Annotated in this window: 22 protein-coding genes and 2 tRNA genes; 17 read left to right on the forward strand and 7 right to left on the reverse strand. The window is 64.5% G+C overall.

Annotated features, from left to right (window positions below; genetic code table 11):
• The first annotated feature begins 1,114 nt into the window (after positions 1–1,114).
• Both QP996_RS10680 and QP996_RS10685 read left to right on the forward strand, forming a co-directional pair.
• Positions 1,115–1,921, forward strand: coding sequence for an ABC transporter ATP-binding protein (locus QP996_RS10680; RefSeq protein ID WP_284872591.1), 807 nt, complete (start codon positions 1,115–1,117; stop codon positions 1,919–1,921).
• Entirely contained in the window at positions 1,922–4,450 is a 2,529-nt protein-coding gene (locus QP996_RS10685; protein WP_284872592.1) for an ABC transporter permease, read from the forward strand.
• Between the two features lie 5 nt (positions 4,451–4,455).
• Here the strand turns inward: QP996_RS10685 and QP996_RS10690 are convergent, their stop codons facing one another.
• The 5 genes from QP996_RS10690 to QP996_RS10710 are packed head-to-tail and all read right to left on the reverse strand — an operon-like array spanning position 4,456 to position 7,300.
• Positions 4,456–4,809: a fluoride efflux transporter FluC gene (locus tag QP996_RS10690; RefSeq protein ID WP_284872593.1), complete on the reverse strand. Its 354-nt coding sequence runs from the start codon at positions 4,807–4,809 to the stop codon at positions 4,456–4,458.
• Entirely contained in the window at positions 4,802–5,152 is a 351-nt protein-coding gene (locus tag QP996_RS10695; protein ID WP_284872594.1) for a CrcB family protein, read from the reverse strand. The genes QP996_RS10690 and QP996_RS10695 overlap by 8 nt, the downstream gene beginning before the upstream one ends.
• A 19-nt stretch (positions 5,153–5,171) precedes the next feature.
• Positions 5,172–5,540, reverse strand: a complete 369-nt coding sequence (locus QP996_RS10700; protein WP_284872595.1) for a fluoride efflux transporter FluC — start codon at positions 5,538–5,540, stop codon at positions 5,172–5,174.
• Entirely contained in the window at positions 5,533–5,871 is a 339-nt protein-coding gene (locus QP996_RS10705; RefSeq protein WP_284872596.1) for a CrcB family protein, read from the reverse strand. The genes QP996_RS10700 and QP996_RS10705 overlap by 8 nt, the downstream gene beginning before the upstream one ends.
• A 10-nt stretch (positions 5,872–5,881) precedes the next feature.
• Positions 5,882–7,300 carry an alanine/glycine:cation symporter family protein gene (locus tag QP996_RS10710; RefSeq protein WP_284872597.1) on the reverse strand — a complete coding sequence of 473 codons (1,419 nt, stop codon included), beginning with the start codon at positions 7,298–7,300 and terminating at the stop codon, positions 5,882–5,884.
• Positions 7,301–7,409: 109 nt separating this feature from the next.
• Between QP996_RS10710 and pgm the strand changes: the two genes are divergently transcribed.
• From pgm to QP996_RS10755, 9 genes are all read left to right on the forward strand, one after another.
• Positions 7,410–9,035 (forward strand): phosphoglucomutase (alpha-D-glucose-1,6-bisphosphate-dependent), encoded by a 1,626-nt coding sequence (gene pgm / locus QP996_RS10715; RefSeq protein WP_284872598.1) that lies wholly within the window; start codon positions 7,410–7,412, stop codon positions 9,033–9,035.
• Between the two features lie 18 nt (positions 9,036–9,053).
• On the forward strand, positions 9,054–9,536 hold the full coding sequence (locus QP996_RS10720) for a MauE/DoxX family redox-associated membrane protein (protein ID WP_284872599.1): 483 nt from the start codon (positions 9,054–9,056) through the stop codon (positions 9,534–9,536).
• Positions 9,537–9,595: 59 nt separating this feature from the next.
• The gene (locus QP996_RS10725; protein WP_284872600.1) at positions 9,596–10,387 is read left to right on the forward strand and encodes a thioredoxin domain-containing protein; all 792 of its coding nucleotides are present in this window, start codon (positions 9,596–9,598) and stop codon (positions 10,385–10,387) included.
• A 120-nt stretch (positions 10,388–10,507) separates the two neighbouring features.
• Positions 10,508–10,580: transfer RNA gene (locus tag QP996_RS10730), tRNA-Ala, on the forward strand.
• Between the two features lie 42 nt (positions 10,581–10,622).
• Positions 10,623–10,695: transfer RNA gene (locus QP996_RS10735), tRNA-Ala, on the forward strand.
• Between the two features lie 142 nt (positions 10,696–10,837).
• Entirely contained in the window at positions 10,838–11,281 is a 444-nt protein-coding gene (locus QP996_RS10740; protein WP_284872601.1) for a methylated-DNA--[protein]-cysteine S-methyltransferase, read from the forward strand.
• Entirely contained in the window at positions 11,274–12,035 is a 762-nt protein-coding gene (locus tag QP996_RS10745; protein WP_284872602.1) for a fructosamine kinase family protein, read from the forward strand. The genes QP996_RS10740 and QP996_RS10745 overlap by 8 nt, the downstream gene beginning before the upstream one ends.
• Before the next feature lie 69 nt (positions 12,036–12,104).
• Positions 12,105–12,491 (forward strand): type II toxin-antitoxin system Phd/YefM family antitoxin, encoded by a 387-nt coding sequence (locus QP996_RS10750; RefSeq protein ID WP_284872603.1) that lies wholly within the window; start codon positions 12,105–12,107, stop codon positions 12,489–12,491.
• Positions 12,484–12,897 (forward strand): PIN domain-containing protein, encoded by a 414-nt coding sequence (locus tag QP996_RS10755; protein WP_284872604.1) that lies wholly within the window; start codon positions 12,484–12,486, stop codon positions 12,895–12,897. Before QP996_RS10750 ends, QP996_RS10755 begins: the two co-directional genes overlap by 8 nt.
• On the opposite strand, the gene nadE is transcribed toward QP996_RS10755, so the two are convergent.
• The gene (gene nadE / locus QP996_RS10760; RefSeq protein ID WP_284872605.1) at positions 12,894–13,718 is read right to left on the reverse strand and encodes an NAD(+) synthase; all 825 of its coding nucleotides are present in this window, start codon (positions 13,716–13,718) and stop codon (positions 12,894–12,896) included. The genes QP996_RS10755 and nadE overlap by 4 nt on opposite strands.
• Positions 13,719–13,831: 113 nt before the next feature.
• Here nadE and ykgO point away from each other — a divergent pair, with 113 nt between their 5' ends.
• From ykgO to nrdE, 4 genes are all read left to right on the forward strand, one after another.
• Positions 13,832–13,954, forward strand: a complete 123-nt coding sequence (gene ykgO / locus QP996_RS10765; RefSeq protein ID WP_012732041.1) for a type B 50S ribosomal protein L36 — start codon at positions 13,832–13,834, stop codon at positions 13,952–13,954.
• 295 nt (positions 13,955–14,249) lie between these two features.
• Positions 14,250–14,480 carry a glutaredoxin-like protein NrdH gene (gene nrdH / locus QP996_RS10770; RefSeq protein WP_034998070.1) on the forward strand — a complete coding sequence of 77 codons (231 nt, stop codon included), beginning with the start codon at positions 14,250–14,252 and terminating at the stop codon, positions 14,478–14,480.
• Positions 14,481–14,694: 214 nt separating this feature from the next.
• The gene (gene nrdI / locus QP996_RS10775; RefSeq protein WP_284872606.1) at positions 14,695–15,216 is read left to right on the forward strand and encodes a class Ib ribonucleoside-diphosphate reductase assembly flavoprotein NrdI; all 522 of its coding nucleotides are present in this window, start codon (positions 14,695–14,697) and stop codon (positions 15,214–15,216) included.
• 10 nt (positions 15,217–15,226) lie between these two features.
• A complete protein-coding gene (nrdE, locus tag QP996_RS10780) occupies positions 15,227–17,392 on the forward strand; it encodes a class 1b ribonucleoside-diphosphate reductase subunit alpha (RefSeq protein ID WP_284872607.1) in 2,166 nt (721 codons plus the stop codon).
• 98 nt (positions 17,393–17,490) lie between these two features.
• Here the strand turns inward: nrdE and QP996_RS10785 are convergent, their stop codons facing one another.
• Positions 17,491–18,204, reverse strand: a complete 714-nt coding sequence (locus QP996_RS10785; RefSeq protein WP_284872608.1) for a FadR/GntR family transcriptional regulator — start codon at positions 18,202–18,204, stop codon at positions 17,491–17,493.
• Between the two features lie 153 nt (positions 18,205–18,357).
• On the opposite strand from QP996_RS10785, the gene nrdF reads away from it, so the two are divergent.
• Together nrdF and ctaD are read left to right on the forward strand one after the other, a co-directional pair.
• A complete protein-coding gene (gene nrdF, locus QP996_RS10790; protein WP_284872609.1) occupies positions 18,358–19,347 on the forward strand; it encodes a class 1b ribonucleoside-diphosphate reductase subunit beta in 990 nt (329 codons plus the stop codon).
• A gap of 266 nt (positions 19,348–19,613) precedes the next feature.
• Positions 19,614–21,371 carry an aa3-type cytochrome oxidase subunit I gene (ctaD, locus tag QP996_RS10795; RefSeq protein WP_284872610.1) on the forward strand — a complete coding sequence of 586 codons (1,758 nt, stop codon included), beginning with the start codon at positions 19,614–19,616 and terminating at the stop codon, positions 21,369–21,371.
• Positions 21,372–21,427 lie beyond the last annotated feature (56 nt).

Consider the following 21,427-nt stretch of genomic DNA (forward strand, 5'->3'; position numbering starts at 1 on the left):
AAGCCCGCCCGCGCCGATGGTACTGCTCCCGGGAGGGAGTGGGAGAGTAGGTTACCGCCGACCCAACAACTTCACACCAGGCACCCGCCACACAACCGTTTGTGTGGCGGGTGCCCTTTTTTCATATGCCGGGCCCCAAGGCAAACACCGGGCGGGGCGGGACCTGCAAACTAGGGGGCACATTGGGGCCGCGGGGGCAGCAGGCGCGGCCACGCTGTGCCCTCCTGTGGGGCGGAAGTCGAGTACCGGTGGTCGAGTACACCCGCGTATACCGTTGCACTCGACCTCCGCTACTCGACCACCAACGCAGCCACGAAACCCCGGGGCCGGGCCTAGACTCCGCATTGCGGACAACCGGGGCGTAACCACCGGCGGGGTGTGACCTGTCAATAGGGGGCACATAGGGGTCGCGGGGGCAGCAGGCGCTGCCACGCTGACGCCTCCTGCGGTGCGGAAGTCGAGTACTGGACGTCGAGTACGCCCGCGCACACCGTTGCACTCGACCTCCGCTACTCGACCAACAGCGCCACCACGAGGAAGCTCGCCGCATACCCAGGCGGGGCTGGTAGACGTTGACAACCACGATTCAACAGCCGCAGCGACAGCACGCGGAAACCGGCCTGCTTTTCAACTTCTGCGAAACCATCCCTCCGCATTGCGGACAACCGGACCCCGCCCACCATTGGTGTCCACCCACGACAACCCGGGGCGTTGCCACCCGGTGGGGCGGGACCTGTCACCTGGGGGCGCATAGAGGCCGCGGGGCAGCACGCGCAGCCGCGATGACGCCTCCTGCGGGGCGAAAGTCGAGTACCGGACGTCGAGTACGCCCGCGCACACCGATGGGCTCGACCTCCGCTACTCGACCAACAACGCACCCACAAAACCCCGGGACCGGTCCAGACTCCGCATTGCGGACAACAAGAGTCGGCCCCATCATTGGTGCGCACCCACGAACTACAGATCGGGCCTGACTCCGCATTGCGGACAACCAGCCCACCACCCATCATTGGGGCACACCCGCGAATTCTTCAAGGGAGTAGCTGACGATCTGCCCTCTCTTACCGGGTGCGTATAGTCCCGGAAGAGTGAATGGATAGGAAGGCGGACCTCGATGGCTGAGACGGACGGGAACCCGGAGGCAGGTACACGCAGCGCGGAAACACCCAGCGCAGGAACACCCGAACCCACAGCGAGCGGGGTTGCGGCTCGGGCGGTAGGCTTGGTCAAAACGTACGGCAAGGGCGACACCGAGGTCAGTGCGCTCGACGGCGTGGATATCGAGTTCGGCCGTAACGAGTTCACGGCGATTATGGGACCGTCCGGGTCGGGTAAGTCCACGCTCATGCACGTCATGGCGGGCTTGGACTCCGCCACGAGCGGCGAAGCGTATATCGGCGAGACGGATTTATCCCAGCTCAACGACAAGGAGCTCACGGCTCTGAGGCGCGACCGTCTCGGGTTCATCTTCCAGTCCTTCAACCTGGTGCCCACGCTCACCGCCGCTGAGAACATCGAGTTGCCGACGAATATCGCGGGTGGCAAGGTGGACCCCCAATGGTTCGAGGAGGTCACCCAAAGACTTGGCCTGGCGAAGCGCCTGGATCACCGTCCGGCGGAGCTGTCGGGAGGCCAGCAGCAGCGCGTCGCCTGCGCCCGAGCGCTGGTGAGCCGCCCGGAGCTCATTTTCGGCGACGAGCCGACCGGCAACCTGGATTCCAACGCGTCGCGTGAGGTCCTGGACATTCTCCGTACGTCGGTGGATAAGGATGGGCAGACGGTGGTCATCGTCACGCATGACGCCCGAGCTGCGTCCTATGCCGACAGGGTGGTGTTCCTGCGCGACGGCAACATCGTCGACGAGATGCGCGGCCCGGACATGGATTCCATCCTCCGCGTCATGGCTGGCATGGAGGACTAGATGGCCAACACGTTGACGAAGGTGTCGCTGCGCAACGTCGCGACGCACAAGTTGCGTCTCGCGCTGACGGTGCTGGCGGTTGTGCTCGGCACGGCGTTCCTGTCCGGTGCGCTGATGTTCACGAACATGCTGTCTGCCACGTTCGATTCGGCGGTGGATACGGCTCTCGAGGACGTGGATGCGGTGGTGCGCCCGACTGAGGGCAGCATCGACAGGGACACGTTTGACGCGGTCAAGGAGGCCGAGGGTGTCGATCGGGTGAATGTGTTCGTGGATGTGCCTGTGGTCGTCGCTAGGCAAGATGAAGTTGCGATTCAGACGCAGCTTGGCACCGCCCGCCTCATGCCCTTCTATGGAGAGGATGAGGCTGTGGGGAGGGCGCCTGTGCTTATCGACGGCTCCGCTCCCACCGCCACCGGCGACATCGCCGTCAACGCGAATGGCGCGCGCAACTATGGCATCGAGATGGGCGAGAAGCTCATCGTGGTGGACAAGGACGGGCGCAACGAGTTCACCGTCACGGGGCTGTACGAGGACCCGCTGGCGCAGGAGACGTCGCTGGTGATGCGGGTGGGCGAGCAGGCGTACCTCGACGTGTACAGGGATGACGCGTCGGTGCCGGCGGTGACGGTGGATGGGGGACAGGGGGTCGTCGATAGGCTGAAACGCGATTTTCCTGAGTTGGAGGTGCGCGCGGGCGCGGATGTGGCGGAGGAGCTGTCCCAGCAGATCCGCGAGGGTTTGAGTTTTGTCAGCTACTTCCTGGTCGCGTTCGGTCTGGTGGGGCTTCTGGTGGGGACTTTCCTCATCGCGAACACGTTCTCCATGATCGTGGCGCAGCGCACACGCGAGTTTGCCTTGCTCCGCGCGTTGGGGGCGTCGCGCGGTCAGATCACGCGCTCGGTGGCGTTCGAGTCCGCGCTGGTCGGTGTGATTGGTTCCGCGCTCGGCGTCGCCGGCGACGTGGGGCTCGTGGCGCTGATCCGGGTGGCGATGGCGCGCTACGGCATGCCGCTGCCGGATGCGGGCACCGGGCTTTCCACGCGCGCGGTGGTGGTGCCGCTGGTGGTGGGCACGCTGGTGACCGTGCTGTCGGCGCTGGCGCCGGCTCGCAAAGCGGGGCAGGTCAAGCCGGTGGAGGCGATGCGCTCCAGCGAGGCCGCCACCCCGCAGCCGCTGCGCTGGCGCACGATCGCGGGCCTGGTCCTGGTCGCCGCGGGCGTGGCAGCAGCGGTGTACGCGATGGGCTGGGACGACGGGGCCACCGGCCGCCGCGCCGCCCTGGTGGGCGCGGCGGCGCTGGCCGCGATCACCGGTCTGTTCCTGGCCGGCCCGGCGCTGAGCCTGCCGGTGGTGCCGCCGCTGGGCCGGGTGATCGGGCTGCCGTTCGGGGCGGTGGGCACACTCGCGTCCACGAACACGCGCCGCAACCCGCGGCGTACCGCCACCACGGCCTTTGCACTGATGCTGGGTATCGCGCTGGTGACGGTGATTGGCATGCTGGGCGCGTCGATGAAGCGCTCGGTGGATGACGTCGCCACCAGCGAGGTTGCCGCGGACTTCGTGCTCTCCGGCCCGCAGAACGGGGTGTTCCCGCTGCCGGAGGACCTGCCGGAGCGCCTGGGTGCGGTGGACGGTGCCGGTGAGACGGCCGCTTACACCCAAGCGCCGATCACGGTGGGCGGGCATTTCGGCTACCAGCTCGGCGGCTTTGGTGTGACGGATGTGCTGCAGGGCGACCCGGCGGACCTGATTGCCCTGGATGTGGTTGAGGGCAGCTCCAGCTTGGATGGCAACACCGTCATCGCACCGGCGTCGCTGGCGCAGGAGCACGGCTGGCACGTCGGCGACACGTTGACGGTTGCTGGCCCCACCGGCGAGTCGGTCGAGGCCACACTGGGCGGGCTGTTTGAAACGTCGAATATCTTGCAGTCCTTCGTGGTCTCCGACGAGGCGGCCGCGGCCACGGGTGCGCGCGGCACGGGCCGGATCCTCATGATCGGCGTCAACAACGACGGCACCGTCGGCGAGACCCAGCTGCGCGCGAATCTCGAGGAAGAGGTGCGGCACGACATCGTGGTGCAGGTCCGCTCCACGCAGGACATGGCGGGCGAGGTCTCCGCGATGATCGACCAGATGCTGTTCATCTTGTACGCGCTGTTGTCGCTGGCGGTGGTGATCGCGGTGCTGGGCATCGTGAACACGCTGACGCTGTCGGTGATTGAGCGGCGCCAGGAGATCGGTATGCTGCGCGCGGTGGGCACGCAGCGCCGCCAGGTCCGCACGATGATCACGCTGGAGTCGGTGCAGATGACCGTCTACGGGGCTGTCTTGGGCGTGCTGTTGGGGCTCGGTTTGGGGTGGGCGTTCCTCACCGTCCTTGAGGCAAAAGGCTTGACGACGATCATCGTCCCGTGGCCGCTCATCCTCACCGTCCTCGTAGGGTCGTTCCTGGTCGGCCTGTTGGCCGCGGTGTGGCCGGCGGGCAGGGCCGCGAAGACGCCGCCGCTGGACGCGATCGCGGAGTAGGGGGCTTACCCGAACCCGTACACGCCGACCGCCGAGGCCGTGATGGCGGCGAGGGCGGTGCCCACCCCGTATTTCACGGCGAGGACGAATTCGCCGCTTTCGACCATCTCGCCGAGTTGGCGCGCGAGCATGGACAGGGTGGACAATGCCCCGGCGAAGCCGACGCCGATGCCGACGCGCCACACGCCCGGCGCCGCCGCCGCGAACCCGATCACTGCGGCGGCCGAGACGTTCGCCGCAAACGTGGACGCAAGCGGGCTGTGGATCTGGCGCATGAGCAGCCAACGGGCGAACCCGCCCAGCATGCCGCCGATGAACACGGCCGCAACTCCGATGAGCAGGGGCAGCAGGTTAGGCATGTCGGCGCCCCCGGGTGGCGTCGCCGGCCATCCAGGCCAGGGTGGCGGTGGTGAGGCTGAGCACAATGATGAACCCGGCCCACACCGGAGAATCCGACACCGCGGTCAGGGACACCGCGGACAGGGTGGAAAACCCGCCGAGGAAGCCCACGCCCCAGAATGGGCCGGGTTGGAACAGGCCCATGGCGAAGCAGGCGACGAGGTTCACCGCAGAGATCACGGTCAGTGCGAGCGCTTCGGGCGTGGTGGGGTTGACCCAGATCAGCACGATGTAGCGCGCGACAGCTCCAAGCCCCGCGCCCAGCGCCACGGAAAGGCCGGTTGTTAGGTCATCGAACTGCACATTTGTCCACCTTAGCGCCCTATCCGGCGAAGGCGCGAAGGCCCCAGCGCATGCCGAACCAGGCGGCGACGATGCCCAGCACCGCGGTGCGCAGGGCGTAGCGCAGGGCCTGACGGTGCCGCCCGGCGGTGATCAGGTCGCCGAGCTCGCGGGCGAAGGTGGACCAGGTGGAAAGCGCCCCTGCGAACCCGGCGCCGAGCCCGATCTGCCACGCGATTGGAGCGGTGGCGGCGAAACCGGCGATGGTGCAGGCGACGGTGTTGGCGGCGAAGGTGGCGGCGCGGGCGTTTTCAATCAGCCGGGTCAGGCCGTAGCGGGACATGCCGCCGAGCACGCCGCCGGCGAACACCACCGCGAGCGTGAGTGCCAATCCGAGCCAGCTAGCCATGGCGCCGCTCCCGGAGGGTGTGGCCGAGAAGGTAGGAGACTATAGACGTAGCAAAGCTAAGTGCAACGATGACCAGCGCGACGATCGCATCCGACTGCATTGCCGCCACCGAAATCGCGGAGAAGGTGGTAAAACCACCGAGGAACCCCGCGCCCCACAGCGGGCCCGGTTTGAATAGGCCCATGGCGAAGCAGCCTGCGATGTTGACGGCGAAGGTCAGTGCGAGCGCCGCCGTGGACCCGGGTGCGGCATATAGGAGCACAAGATGCCTGACGACGGCCCCAAGGCCCGCCCCGAGCCCAACCGTGAGTGCTGTCCGGAATGTGTCCACGGCTGGCAGTCTAACGCCAGTCCATTTCCTGGCGTTCCACGAAGTCGGCGACCTCTTCCGGCGTCTTAGTCAGCTTCGGGTCCCAGGCGAGGTACTCGCGGGTCTCGCGCACCACCAAGCCCGACAGAATGAGCAAGCCGATGAGGTTCGGAATGGCCATCAGCCCGTTGGACAGGTCGGAGAACGTCCACGCCAGCTCCAACGACGCCACCGCGCCGACAAACGACAGGGCAGTGAAAAACATGCGGTAGGGGATGGAGGCCCAGTCGCCGAACAGCGCCACGATGGCGCGCTCGCCGTAGTAGGACCAGCCCAGGATGGTGGAAAACGCGAAGAAGATCAGGGCGACGGAGACGATCAGGCTGCCCCATTCGCCGGGCAGGGCCGTCTCGAAGGCGGTGGCGGTCATGATGGCGGCCTGGTCGCGGCCCATGTCCCAGGTGCCGGCGGTGACGATGACCAGGCCGGTGATGGTGACCACGAGGATGGTGTCGATGAACGTCTGGGTCATGGACACCAGCGCCTGGCGCGCCGGGTGCTGCGTTTTCGCAGCCGCGGCGGCGATGGCGGCGGAGCCCATGCCGGACTCGTTGGAGAAAATGCCACGGGCCACACCGAACTGGATGGCCAGCATGATGCCCGAGCCGACAAAGCCGCCGGTGGCCGCGGTGCCGGTGAACGCGTCGGTGAAGATGGTGGCGATGGCCTCCGGCACCCGGTCCGCCATGAGCACCAGCGCGGTGATGCCGCCGCCGACATAGATGACGATCATCAGCGGCACGAACGCGGCGGTGATCTTGCCGATGCCCTCGATGCCACCGAGCACGGCCGCGCCGACGGCGAAGAAGATGATCACGCCGGCGACGTTGGCGCTGATGCCGAAGGCATCGTTCATGCCCGCGGCGATCGAGTTGCCCTGGGCGAGGTTGCCGATGCCGAAGGAGGCGAAGATGGTGAACAGGGTAAACGCCGCGGCGAGGAACTTGCCGAAGCCACCGCCGACACCGGTTTTTAAGTACTCGTGGGGCCCGCCCTGCTGCTTGCCCTTCTTGTCGGTGGTGCGGAAGCGGACACCGAGGTAGGCCTCGGAGTACTTCGATGCCATGCCGACGATGCCGGTGAGCCAGATCCAAAACAGCGCGCCGGGCCCGCCGATGGAGATCGCGGTGGCCACGCCGACGATGTTGCCGGTGCCCACCGTGGCGGCCAGGGCGGTGGTCAGCGCCTGGTAGTTGGAGATGTCGCCCGCGCCTTCCTCGGACTTGTCCACGAACGCGTGGCGGGTGGCGCGGCCGAGGGTGCGGAACTGGATGCCGCGCAGGCGGATGGTGAGGAACAGGCCGGTGCCCAGCAGCAGGGGGATGAGCAGGAACGGTCCCCAGACGAAGGTGGAGATGGCACTGAGGATGTCGTTCAAGGTGTCAGCCATGCCGAATAGTAAAACATACAGTCAGGTGAATAATATATAGGTGGCAGGAAATACATTCACGGGCGATGATGGTGGAAAGGACTCTGCCTGAGACACAAGGAGCATTCCCATGGCACACGAACGCGCCGGCCAGCCCGCCCGCGAGGACGACCTCATCGACATCGCCGAGGTGGTCACCGCCTACTACACCCGCGACATCGACCCGCAAAACCCGGACCAGCAGGTCGCCTTCGGCACCTCCGGCCACCGCGGCTCCTCCCTGGACAACGCGTTCAACGAGGCGCACATCCTGGCCACAACGCAGGCGATCGTGGACTACCGCCGTGGCGAAGGCATCGACGGGACGGTCTACATCGGCCGCGACACCCACGCCCTGTCCGAGCCGGCGATGGTCTCCGCGCTCGAGGTGCTCATTGCCAACGAGGTGCAAGTGCTTGTCGACGCCTCCGGCCGCTACACGCCCACCCCGGCCGTCTCCCACGCCATCCTGACCCACACCGGCGGCAAGGCCGACGGCATTGTGGTGACCCCGTCCCACAACCCGCCGCGCGACGGCGGCTTCAAATACAACCCGCCCACCGGCGGGCCCGCGCCGGCAGAGGCCACGGACTGGATTGCCAAGCGTGCCAACGAGTACATCGCCGCAGGCCTCGACGGCGTGAAGCGCACTCCTGTCATGGGCGTGCTGGACGAGCGCGCCGGGAAGTTCGACTACCTCGACCACTACGTTGCCGACCTGGGCAACGTGGTGGACATGGACGCGATCAAGGCATCTGGCCTGCACATCGGCGCCGACCCGATGGGCGGGGCGAGCGTGGACTACTGGGGCGCCATCGGCGAGCGCTACGGGCTGAACCTCGAGGTGGTCAACCCGCACGTGGACGCCACCTGGCGGTTTATGACGCTGGACACCGACGGCAAGATCCGCATGGACTGCTCCAGCCCCAACTCCATGGCGTCGCTGGTGCACAACCGCGACAAGTTCGACCTGGCCACCGGCAACGACGCGGACGCGGACCGCCACGGCATCGTCACCCCCGACGCGGGCCTGATGAACCCGAACCACTACCTGGCCGTGGCCATCGAGTACCTGTTCAGCCACCGCGACGGCTGGTCCGAAGGCACCGCGGTGGGCAAGACCCTGGTGTCGTCCTCCATGATCGACCGCGTCGTCGCGTCGCTCGGCCGCGAGCTGGTGGAAGTGCCCGTCGGCTTCAAGTGGTTCGTGCCGGGGCTCATCGACGGCACCATCGGCTTCGGCGGCGAAGAGTCCGCCGGCGCGTCGTTCTTGCGCAAGGACGGCACCGTCTGGTCCACCGACAAGGACGGGTTGATCATGGACCTGCTCGCCGCGGAGATCACCGCCGTGACCGGCAAGACGCCGTCGGCGCGCTACGCGGAGCTCGAGGCCGAGTACGGCGCACCGGCCTACGCGCGTATCGACGCCCCGGCCGGCCGCGAAGAAAAGGCCAAGCTCAAGGCGCTGTCGGCTGGCCAGGTTTCGGCGGATACGTTGGCGGGCGAAGCTATCGTCGCAAAGCTGACTGAAGCTCCCGGCAATGGTGCCACCATCGGCGGGCTGAAGGTGACCACCGAAAACGCGTGGTTTGCGGCGCGGCCGTCCGGCACCGAGGACAAGTACAAGATCTACGCCGAGTCCTTCAAGGGCGAGGAGCACCTGAAGCAGGTGCAGCAGGAAGCCAAGGCGCTCGTAACTGAGGTTTTGGGCAGCTAGTGGAGTAACGTACGACCTGTGAGTACAACAACAACCCCAGCGCCCGAGCACACCACGAAAACGCTGGTGCTGGACATCCTCTCGGCGCTTGCGCGCTTCTACATGGCGTACGTGTGGCTGGACGCGGGCATTGCGAAGCTCGGCGCCCCCCTCGACGTGACCAAGACCATCGAGGCCTACGAGATCTTCACCCCCGACTGGTCTTACCTGCTCGCCCACATCATCGGGCCCCTTGAAGTGGCCGGCGGGCTGCTGCTGCTTCTGGGTATTAAGCTGCGCTGGTCCGGCAAGGTCTCCATCATTGTGCTGACGCTGTTCATCATCGGCATGCTCTCCGCGTGGCAGCGCGGGCTGGTGATCGACTGCGGCTGCTTCGACCCGTCGGCGGCCACCGAGGGCGAGAGCAACCTGCTCGTCACCGTGGCGCGCGATGTGGGCTACATCGCCATCACCGGGTTCATGATGTGGCGCCCGTTTAAGAAGTTCGCTATCTACCCCTAAGCTTGTAGGGGTAAAGCTGTACCCGCCATGCCGTCAGGCACATACAACAGGAGATAACTGTGACCACACGCAAAGTGGAAAACCCGAATAAGAAGGGCAACGCCGCCTTCATCTGGGCAGTCCTCGCCGTCCTGGCCATCGCCCTCGTGGTGATCGGCCTGATCGTCTTCAACGGCCGCGAAAACCGCAGCGCCGCCATCCAGGAAGAGATGATCGACGTCGAGGGCATCAACGTTGCCTGGGACGGGGAGGAAAACACCATCCACCTCACCGGCGACAACGCCGACGCGAACACCGCCGAGCTGCTCGAAGACTTCTCCTGCTCCTACTGTGCGGAACTGCACATTTCCACCGACGAGGCGATGCTGGAGAAGCTCAAGGCCGGCGAGATCAACGTGGACCTGCGCCCGATGGTTGCGCTGGACAACGGCCAGGAAGGCCACTCCACCAAGGCGCTCGCCGCCGAGCTGGCCCTGATCGCCAACGGTGACCTGGCGCAGGCGTTCACCGTCCGCGACTACCTGTTCCAGAACCAGCAGTCCGCGTACAACAAGTACGACAACGACGGCTTCGCAGACCTGGCCAAGGACTACGAGGCCTCCGACGCCGCCATCCAGGACATCCGCGACGGCAAGTACATCGAGACCGCCAAGCGTATGGGCTCCGAGAACATGAAGTACCAGGAGGACGAGACCGGTGAGGCGTGGACCCCGCGCGTCCTGGTCGACGGCAAGGACATTGAAGACATCGTCGACATCGAGGAACTCCGGGAGATTGTGGGCGACCCCTCCCTGGATGAGAAGAAGGATTCCGCACGTAACTACTGGCCGGAGGTTCTGGCCAGCCTCTAAGCGCTGTTGTTGATAGCGTTTTCACCGCCTCACTCCGGGTTCGGGGTGGGGCGGTTTCACTTTCCCGCTGGGGATTTGGAGGCCCGCGCGCCCGGCTGTATATTTACGTGAGTTATCCAAGGGGCTATGGCGCAGTTGGTAGCGCACCACACTGGCAGTGTGGGGGTCACGGGTTCGAATCCCGTTAGCTCCACTCCACAACTACATATTCCTTGCGACGGTTTGGTCGTCGTACGGGGCTATGGCGCAGTTGGTAGCGCACCACACTGGCAGTGTGGGGGTCACGGGTTCGAATCCCGTTAGCTCCACGTAGAAATGCAACTGCCCGGCTGTTCGGCCGGGCAGTTTTTGCGTTGCGGGGCCGCGGCGCAGGCGAGGGCGGTTGTAAGTTTCCGGTGCATGGCCAGGAGTGTAGCGAAATCATAGTGGTTGCGAGCTACGCTGAGCTGCATGTTTGCGTCACCGATCGGACCGTTGCGCCTCGTCGCCAGTGAGAGCGGCGTCACCCGCGTCTGCTTCGAGGGGGAGCAGTTGCCTATCGACGAACCTTCGGCGAGCCCCCTGGTTACCCAAGAACTGACCGAATACTTCGCCGGCACGCGCCGAGAATTCACCGTGCCGCTGGATTTAACGGGCGTGACTGAGTTCCGCGCTGCGGTGCTGCGGGAGCTGGCGAAAGTCCCGTACGGGGAGACCACCACCTACGCGCAGCTCGCCCGCGCGGTGGGCAACCCCAAGGCAGTGCGCGCGGTGGGCAGCGCGTGCGCGACCAACCCGCTGCCGCTGTTCATCCCGTGCCACCGGGTGCTGCGCAGCGACGGTCAACTTGGCGGTTACCGTGGCGGGACAGAGGCAAAACGTTTCCTACTGCGATTGGAGGGCATCGATGTCTGACACGTTTGTGAAGCACGGCAGCGCGCCGGGAGCGGCCGCCGCGGAAGCCGCGTACCTGCGCTGGCTGCGCGAGGGTTCCACCGCGGTGGTGGAGGTGCTGGAGCTAGACGAGGACGCGAACACGCTGACCATCGAGAAAGTGGATTCGGCCCGTCCGACCGTGGACGCGGCACGCGAGGCCGGCCGGGAGCTGGCCGCCATCCACGCCATGGGGGCCGCCGCGTTCGGCGCGCCCGCGGACGAGTGGGACGGCCCCAACTTCATCGGCACCCGCCAGCAGGCGTGCGAGCCCACCGAGCGCTGGGCCGAGTTCTACGTTAAGCAGCGGGTGCTGCCATTTGCGGAAAAGGCGCTGAGGGTGGGGAATCTCGGGGACGGCGGAATGGACGTCGTCAAGCAAGCATGCAATGCGCTGCTTGAAGAAGACGAGAGCGCCCCGCTTGCGCGTATCCACGGCGACCTGTGGGCGGGCAACCTGCTGTTTGGGTCGGAGGGGCCGCGGTTTATCGACCCTGCGGCACACGGCGGACACCCGCTGACTGACATCGCCATGCTGGAGCTGTTCGGCGCGCCGCATTTCAGCGCGATCGTGGACGGGTACTTGGATGCCGGGGGCGATTTGGGCAGCGACTGGCAGCGGCGCATCGCGGTGCACCAGCTGCACCCGCTGGCGGTGCACGCGTGGACGCACGGCCCGTCCTACGGCTCCGCGCTCGTGAGCGCGGCGGAGGAGACCCTGCGCGTGGTGGGCTAGGGGTTGACCGGGATGTGAATGCCCGCTACGCTGCGTTGTAATACATGTAATACAACAGGTAGGTGTCGCATGGGTGTTGAGGAACGGCTGCAAGAGCTGCTGGCTGAGCAGGCGGGTAGTGCCGCCGTATCAATGCGGGAGCTGAACCAAAAGACGCGTGCGGTGATCGACCGTGTGGTGAAGGAGGGGATTGCATTGACGGTGACGGATAGGGGACGGCCGATTGCGGAAATTCATCCGGTGAGCCAGAAAACAGGCTTGGACCGGCTTGAGGAACTGGGGCTCCTGGAGCAGAGGGGGAAACCGTTCGAAGTGGACTGGGAACCCATCCAGCTCGACTTCACTCTGGAGGAATGGCTTGAGGAGGAGCGCGGTGAGGACCGCCTGGAGCGGGTGATGGCGGACCTCCGCACCCTGGACAGCACTCACGCAGGCAAGGGTGAGGGAGATGAATAAGGATGGGCCCGTTGTATACGTCGACTCGTCCGTGCTCATTGCGTCGATTGGCAATGAGTCGTACGGCGCGTGGGCGAGAGAGGTCTTGGCGGGGCAAGAGGCCGTGAGTTCGGCCATCGCCAAAGTGGAACTAGCACGTTTTGTTCACCGGGTGGGGCAGTTGGGCGACTATCTCCGCCCGGTGATTTCGGCAGTCTCGTTCGCGAAAGTGGACGATCAGGCAATCGCAGCCGCAGCAGCGGTCAGTGGTGAGGTAAAAGCGCTCGACGCCTTGCACGTGGGGACGTGGGCGCACCTGCAGGCTGTGGGAACGGACTGTCCGTTCATCACCTTGGACCGCAAGCAGGCAGCGGCAGCCTCGCGGGCAGGGGCGACGGTGCTGCACCCCTTCGGGGACCTGCCCTAGCGCCACCAGGTGTCGTTCGGGCCCGGCGGCAGGTGGCGCTTGTGCTGGCCGACACGCCACAGGTGCTCGAGGCGCTCGGCGGCCTCTTGCGGGATCTGTTTGCCCTCCAGGTAGTCGTCGATGTGGGCATAGGTGATGCCGAGCGCGTCTTCGTCGGGAAGCGCGGGGCGGTCCTCCTCCAGGTCCGCGGTGGGGACCTTCTCCCACAGGCGGGGGTCGGCGCCGAGGTGGTCCAAAAGCGCAGCGCCCTGGCGCTTGTTCAGCCCGGCCAGCGGCACGAGGTCGGCGGCGCCGTCGCCGTGTTTGGTGAAGAACCCGGTGACGTTCTCCGCCGCGTGGTCCGTGCCCACCACCAGAAGGCCGCGCTCGCCGGCGATGGCGTACTGGGCGATCATGCGCATGCGCGCCTTGACGTTGCCTTTGTTGAAGTCGCCGAGGCTGTCCGCTTTCAGCGCGTGGGCCACCGCGGAAGCCATGGCGGTGGTGGCGGGTTCGATGTCCACCGTGACCGTCTCGTCGGGCTGGATGAACTTGAGCGCCAGCTGCGCGTCGTCCTCGTCCGCCTGCACGCCGTGCGGCAGCCGCACCGCCACAAACGTCGCGTCGCCCCCGGCCGCGCGGCGTTTCTCTACCGCCAGCTGCGCCAGACGCCCGGCGAGCGTCGAGTCCTGCCCGCCGGAAATGCCGAGTACGTACCCTTTCGCGCCGGTGGCGTCCAGGTAGTCCACCAGGAACTGCACGCGCCGGGTGATCTCTTCTTCCGGGTTGATGGTCGGTGCCACGCCGAGGGCGGTGATGATGTCTGACTGCATGGCGCTCATGGTAGGAGGTTTTGATTCAGCGCGTCCGGTGTGTAACATTTACCCCCGTGTTGCGACCCGGCAGCCGCCGGTGGTCGCTAATTGCAGGTAATCCGAGCAGAAAGGAGCGCCCGATGAAGGTCCGCAAGTCGCTTCGGTCGCTGAAGAACAAGCCGGGCGCTCAGGTTGTGCGCCGCCACGGCAAGGTTTTTGTGATCAACAAGAAGGATCCCCGCTTCAAGGCTCGCCAGGGCTAAGCGCGAATCCCGCCCCGTCACCGTTTGGTGGCGGGGCTTTTTGCTGTAATTTTCGGCCGAATTACACGCTTGGGAGCAGTTGGCTGTCCATGTTCTAACTACATGTAGGTGATTTGCTCCCTCTATCCTGGGAATACCACCCGTGTAACTACTACATGTAGTAGCAGTTGCCGAACTTTCCCCCAAGGTATAGTGTCTCTTGGTGTTGCCCCGGGGGAGCCGGGGAAGCGAGAAAAAGCGTCGAAACCCTGTCGAAACCCGGTCGAAGACCCGCACAGAAAGAGCCTGAAGAACTATGTCGATCACCGTTTACAGCAAGCCGGCCTGCATGCAGTGCAAGGCAACCGAGAAGGCCCTGACCAAGGCCGGCCTTGAGTTCACCACGGTTGACATCTCCATGGACGACGAGGCCCGCGACTACGTCATGGCCCTCGGCTACGTGCAGGCCCCGGTCGTCGAGGCGAACGGTGAGCACTGGTCCGGTTTCCGTCCGGACCGCATCAAGGGCCTCGCCGCTGCTGCGTAAGCGGCGGGCCCCGCGACCCTCGCGCGTCCGGCCGCTCGCTCCCGTGGATCCAGCTAGTAAGACCCAGCTAACGGCCGAAATACGGCAGATAGCTGGATCCTAGTAGCTGGATTTGGCGAAAAGGGGGGGGCGGGAGCGGGGCGGGCAGAGGGGGAGAGGCGCCACACACGCCACCCACACAGCAGAAAACTCAACACGAAGAAAGGCGGCTGCCATGCTGGTGGTCTACTTCTCTTCCGCGACGGAGAACACGAAGCGGTTTGTGGAGAAGCTCGGCCTCCCGTCCCAGCGCATCCCGTTGCGCAGGAACGATCCGGAACTGAACGTCGACGAGCCGTACGTGCTCATCTGCCCCACATACGGTGGCGGGGCGAGTGTCAGCGGCGGCAACTCGCGGCCGGTGCCGGGGCAGGTGATCCGCTTCCTCAACAATGAAAGCAACCGGAGTTTGATCCGGGGTGTCATAGCCGCCGGAAACTCCAACTTCGGCGCAGATTACTGCCTCGCCGGGACGGTGATTGCCGACAAGTGTAAGGTCCCGTACTTGTACCGGTTCGAGCTCATGGGCTCGGCCGAGGACGTTGCGCACGTGCGCCGCCAACTGGTCCAGAACGCTGGAAGGTTGGGGCTGCGTGGGGGTCCGGAGGTCGTCGATAGGCAAGATGCTCCAGACGAATCCGAGCGCTTGGCAAAACTGCGCGAAAAATACGCCGGTAAATACTCAAGAACACGATGAAGGACGAGATGTGACTACCCAGACTGTCGGTAAGAATGTCCCGGAGCCGGTCAACGAAAGCGACCAGCTGGATTACCACGCGCTCAACGCGCTTTTGAACCTGTACGACGACAACGGCCAGATCCAGTTTGACAAGGACCGCGAGGCCGCGAACCAGTTCTTCCTCCAGCACGTCAACCAGAACACGGTCTACTTCCACGACCTGGAAGAAAAGATCGACTACCTGGTCACCAACAAGTACTACGAGCCGGACACCATAGAGAAGTACGACTGGAACTTTATTAAGGACACGTTTAAGCGCGCGTACTCCTACAAGTTCCGTTTCAAGTCCTTCCTGGGCGCGTACAAGTACTACACCTCCTACACGCTGAAAACCTTCGACGGGCGCCGTTACCTCGAGCGCTTCGAGGACCGCGTCGCCATGACCGCGCTCTTCCTCGCCGACGGCAACGAGGAACTCGCATTCGCGCTTGTGGACGAAATCATGACCGGCCGCTTCCAGCCCGCCACCCCGACGTTCTTGAACGCCGGCAAGGCGCAGCGCGGCGAGCTGGTGTCCTGCTTCCTGCTTCGCATCGAAGACAACATGGAGTCCATCGGGCGCGCCATCAACTCCTCGCTGCAGCTGTCCAAGCGCGGCGGCGGCGTCGCACTGCTTTTGAGCAACATCCGCGAATCCGGCGCGCCGATCAAGCACATCGAGAACCAGTCCTCCGGTGTCATCCCCGTGATGAAGCTTTTGGAAGACGCGTTCTCCTACGCCAACCAGCTCGGCGCACGCCAGGGTGCGGGTGCGGTGTACCTCAACGCCCACCACCCGGACATCATGCGCTTTTTGGACACCAAGCGCGAGAACGCGGACGAGAAGATCCGCATCAAGACCCTCTCGCTCGGTGTGGTCATCCCGGACATCACCTTCGAGCTGGCCAAGCGAAACGACGACATGTACTTGTTCTCCCCGTACGACGTCGAGCGCGTCTACGGAGTGCCGTTCGCGGATATCTCCGTGACCGAGAAGTACGAGGAGATGGTCGAAGACCCGCGCATCCGCAAGTCCAAGATCTCTGCGCGTTCTTTCTTCCAGACTATCGCCGAGATCCAGTTCGAGTCCGGCTACCCGTACATCATGTTCGAGGACACGGCGAACCGCGCGAACCCGGTGAAGACCGGCCGCATCAACATGTCCAACCTGTGCTCGGAAATCCTGCAGGTCAACTCCCCGTCCGTGCTGAACGAGGACCTGACCTACGCCGAGACCGGCCACGACATCTCCTGCAACCTGGGCTCGCTGAACATCGCGATGGCGATGGACTCCGACAACTTTGCCAAAACCGTCGAGACCTCCATTCGCGCGCTTACCGCCGTGGCAGACAAGACCTCCATCGACTCCGTGCCGCCGGTGCGCGACGGCAACGACGCCTCCCACGCCATCGGCCTGGGCCAGATGAACCTGCACGGCTACCTCGGCCGCGAGCACATCGAGTACGGCTCCGAGGAAGGCCTGGACTTCACCAACGCCTACTTCGCCGCCGTGATGTACCAGTGCCTGCGCGCCTCCCACAAGATTGCCGTGGAGAAGGGCACCGCGTTCGCGGACTTCGCCAAGTCCGAGTACGCCACCGGCGAATTCTTCGACCGCTACGACCCGGCGGACTTCCAGCCCACAACCGACAAGGTCAAGGAATTGTTCGCCAACTCCAACATCGCCGTGCCGACGGCGGAGGAGTGGGCGCAGCTGAAGGAAGACGTCGCCCGCGACGGCATCTACAACCGCTACCTGCAGGCGGTGCCGCCGACCGGCTCGATTTCCTACATCAACAACTCCACGTCCTCGATCCACCCGATCGCCTCCAAGATTGAGATCCGCAAGGAAGGCAAGATCGGCCGCGTCTACTACCCGGCGCCGCACATGGACAACGAGAACATCGACTACTTCAAGGACGCCTACGAGATCGGCTACGAGAAGATCATCGACACCTACGCGGTGGCCACGAAGTACGTCGACCAGGGCCTGTCGCTGACCCTGTTCTTCAAGGACACGGTGACCACCCGCGACATCAACCGCGCACAGATCTACGCGTGGAAGAAGGGTGTCAAGACCCTGTACTACATCCGCCTGCGCCAGATGGCGCTGGAAGGCACCGAGATCGAGGGTTGCGTCTCCTGCATGCTGTAGGGGAGCGCGTGCTTCTCGACGAGAAAACCGCTGATCGGTGAGTTCCGTTTTTGGGAAACTAGCAGATCAGCGGTTTTCGTTTGCAAGGCGCGGGAGAGTTACATCTCCATGAAATCGTTGACGCCGCGGAGTAGACGTCGAGAAGCATCTTCTGCAGCATCGGCGTCGCCGGAGGAGATTGCCTGGGCGAGATCCACGTGGATCTGCATTGTGTCCACGTGCGGGTCGTCCGGCATGATGCCGTAGAGCGCGCGGCCGGACATGATGTCCATGATCGGCGGGGTCAGCGCCACAAACATTTCGTTGTCCGACGCTTCGAGCATGAGCGCGTGGAACTCCAGGTCCGCCTCCTGGAAGGCCTCGGAGTTGCCGCCTTCCTGCCCGGCCAGCTCGACGATCTGGTCTGCCAGCTCGCACAGGCGGCGCGCTTGCTCGGACGTCGCGTTGGCGGCGGCGAGGCGGGCGGCGGTCGGCTCGATGGCGTCGCGAAGCTCACGCAGCGACGCGAGCTGGGCGGGACGCTGCTCCTCGCTGCGCAGGCGCCACGAAATGATCGAGTGGTCGAACACGTTCCACTCGCTTTGCGGCAGCACCTTCAACCCCACACGCCGGGACGAAGACACCAGGCCCAGCTGCTCCAGCGCGCGCATCGCCTCGCGGGCGACGGTGCGGGAAATGCCGAAACGCTCGGACAGGTCGTGGAGGGTGAACGTGTGGCCCTCCGGCTGCTTGCCGGAGACGATTTCCCCGCCGAGCGTGTCCAGGATCGACGAAAGCAAGGGCTGAGAGGACCGATGACCGCTCGCAGTCACGGAGAGACCTCCTTTTTAAGGGATGATGTATGCAGCAATATGCGAGTAGTTTATGTCATGCCCCCGCCCCGTCTGGACATTGCGCCGGGGCAGCTTACGGGCGGGGCGGAGGAGGTAACCCGGGGCGCTTGACACTGAAGTAGGATGGTCGGCATGACTGACGATTACGCGCGTTACCTCGAGTCCCACGAGAAGCCGGTGAAGGCTATCAACTGGAATAGCGTCCCGGACGACAAGGACCTTGAAGTGTGGGATCGCCTGACCGGCAATTTTTGGCTCCCCGAGAAGATTCCGGTGTCCAACGACATTCCGAGTTGGAACACCCTCAACGACGAGGAAAAGCAAGCCACCATGCGCGTGTTCACTGGCCTGACGCTGCTGGACACCATCCAGGGCACCGTCGGCGCGGTCTCGCTGCTGCCGGACGCGAACTCGCTGCACGAAGAGGCGGTGCTGACCAACATTGCGTTTATGGAGTCGGTGCACGCGAAGTCCTACTCCAACATCTTTATGACGCTTGCGGACACGCCCGCGATTAACGACGCATTCCGCTGGTCCGAGGAGAACGAGTACCTGCAGCGCAAGGCGAAGATCATCCTGAGCTACTACGAGGGCGACGACCCGCTCAAGCGCAAGATCGCCTCGGTGATGCTGGAGTCTTTCCTGTTCTACTCGGGCTTCTACCTGCCGTTGAACTGGTCGGTGCACTCCAAGCTGACGAACACCGCAGACATTATCCGCCTGATCATCCGCGACGAGGCGGTGCACGGCTACTACATCGGCTACAAGTACCAGGTGGCGCTGCGAAACGAGTCCGAGGAGCGCAAGGAGGAGCTGAAGGACTACGCCTTCGAGCTGCTCTACGACCTGTACGAGAACGAGAACCAGTACACCGAGGACATCTACGACGCGCTCGGCTGGACCGAGGACGTGAAGCGTTTCCTGCGTTACAACGCCAACAAGGCACTGAACAACCTTGGCTACGAGGGCCTGTTCCCGGTGGACGAAACGAAGGTGTCGCCTGCGATTTTGGCATCGCTGTCGCCGAACGCGGACGAGAACCACGACTTCTTTTCCGGCTCCGGTTCCTCCTACGTCATCGGTCGCGCGGAGGATACCCAGGACGACGACTGGGATTTCTAGGCCTTTGCTTTACGACGCACCTTCGGTGGCCCCGGTTCGCACCCGCGAGCCGGGGATTTTTCTTGCCTACCGTGCAGTACTCATGCGCCTCACCAGTAACAGCCCGGGGTGGTGGGACCAGACGCTGACCCCGCTCGGGGGCAGCATTGCCGGAGGCTGGAAAAACAGTGTGCAGAACGTTATGCTGATCCGGTATCACTCGTGGCATCTGTGCTCAATCCGGCGTGAGCTGGACGGGGTGCAGCTGCTGTAGTCAGGAGGATCAGATGACCGCTGTGGCACCGCGGCTGGATAATTACGTCCCGCCGACACGCCCCGAGCCGACGGGCAATGCTCGCAAGGGCTCGAAGATTTACAAGCAACTCACCACGACTGACCACAAAGAACTGGGCATCATGTACATCATCATGTCCTTCGTCTGGTTCTTCGTGGCAGGCCTGATGGCACTGCTTATCCGCGCCGAGCTGTTCAGCCCGGGCCTGCAGTTCCTGTCCAACGAGCAGTTCAACCAGCTGTTCACCATGCACGGCACCGTGATGCTGCTGGCGTTCGGTACCCCGATCGTCTGGGGCTTCGCCAACTACGTGCTGCCGCTGCAGATCGGCGCTCCGGACGTGGCCTTCCCCCGTCTGAACGCGTTCGGCTTCTGGGTGACCAGCATCGGCGTCATCGCCATGCTCGCCGGCTTCGTCACCCCGGGTGGCGCGGCCGACTTCGGCTGGACCATGTACATGCCGCTGGCTGACGCTGTGCACACCCCGTCCGTCTCCGCCAACCTCTGGATTGTCGGTGTGGGTGCTACCGGTGTGGGCACCATCGCCTCCGCGGTGAACATGCTCACCACCGTGCTGACGATGCGTGCGCCGGGCATGACTATGTTCCGTCTGCCGGCGTTCACCTGGACCATCTTTGTCACCTCCATCATCGCTCTGATGATTTTCCCGGTGCTGACCGCAGCGGCGATGGGTGTGCTCTACGACCGTCTGCTCGGCGGCCACATCTTCGACACCGCTAACGGCGGCACGATTCTGTGGCAGCACATGTTCTGGTTCTTCGGCCACCCCGAGGTGTACGTCCTGGCTCTGCCGTTCTTCGGCGTGATCTCCGAGATCGTCCCGGTGTTCTCCCGTAAGCCGATCTTCGGTTACATCGGCCTGATCTTCGCCACCCTGGCGATTGCTGGCCTGTCCATGGCTGTGTGGGCGCACCACATGTTCGCCACCGGCGCGGTCCTGCTGCCGTTCTTCTCGTTCATGACCTTCCTCATCTCGGTGCCGACCGGCGTGAAGTTCTTCAACTGGCTGGGCACGATGTGGAACGGCCACCTCACGTTTGAGACCCCGATGCTGTGGGCCGTGGGCTTCCTGTTCACCTTCCTCTTCGGTGGTCTGACGGGCATCATGCTGGCCTCCCCGCCGCTGGACTTCCACCTGCACGACTCCTACTTCGTGGTTGCGCACTTCCACTACACCCTGTTCGGCACCGTGGTGTTCGCTTCCACCGCTGGCGTGTACTTCTGGTTCCCGAAGATGACCGGCCGCATGCTGGACGAGAAGCTGGGCAAGATCCACTTCTGGTTCACCGTCGTCGGCTTCAACATGACCTTCCTGGTCCAGCACTGGTTGGGCAACATGGGTATGCCGCGCCGCTACGCCGACTACCTGGACACCGACGGTTTCACGCTGCTGAACCAGGTCTCCACGGTTGGCGCGTTCATCCTGGGCATCGGCATGCTGCCGTTCATCTGGAACGTGTTCAAGTCCTGGCGCTACGGCGAGATCGTCACCGTCGACGATCCGTGGGGTTACGGCAACTCCCTGGAGTGGGCAACCACCTGCCCGCCGCCGCGCCACAACTTCACCGCTCTTCCGCGTATCCGCTCCGAGCGTCCTGCGTTCGAGCTGCACTACCCGCACATGGTGGAGACCCTGCGCCGCGAGGCTCACGTCGGTCACCGCGACTCGGGCAAGGGCGGCAACCACGAATTGGCCGGCGTCGAGGGTAACGCTCGCGCTACTAGCTAGTATTCCCGTCTCGGCCTCCTGAACGAACCCCCGCTTCGGCGGGGGTTTTCGTCGTT

This window comes from Corynebacterium sp. MSK008, assembly GCF_030232585.1.
Lineage (GTDB): Bacteria > Actinomycetota > Actinomycetes > Mycobacteriales > Mycobacteriaceae > Corynebacterium.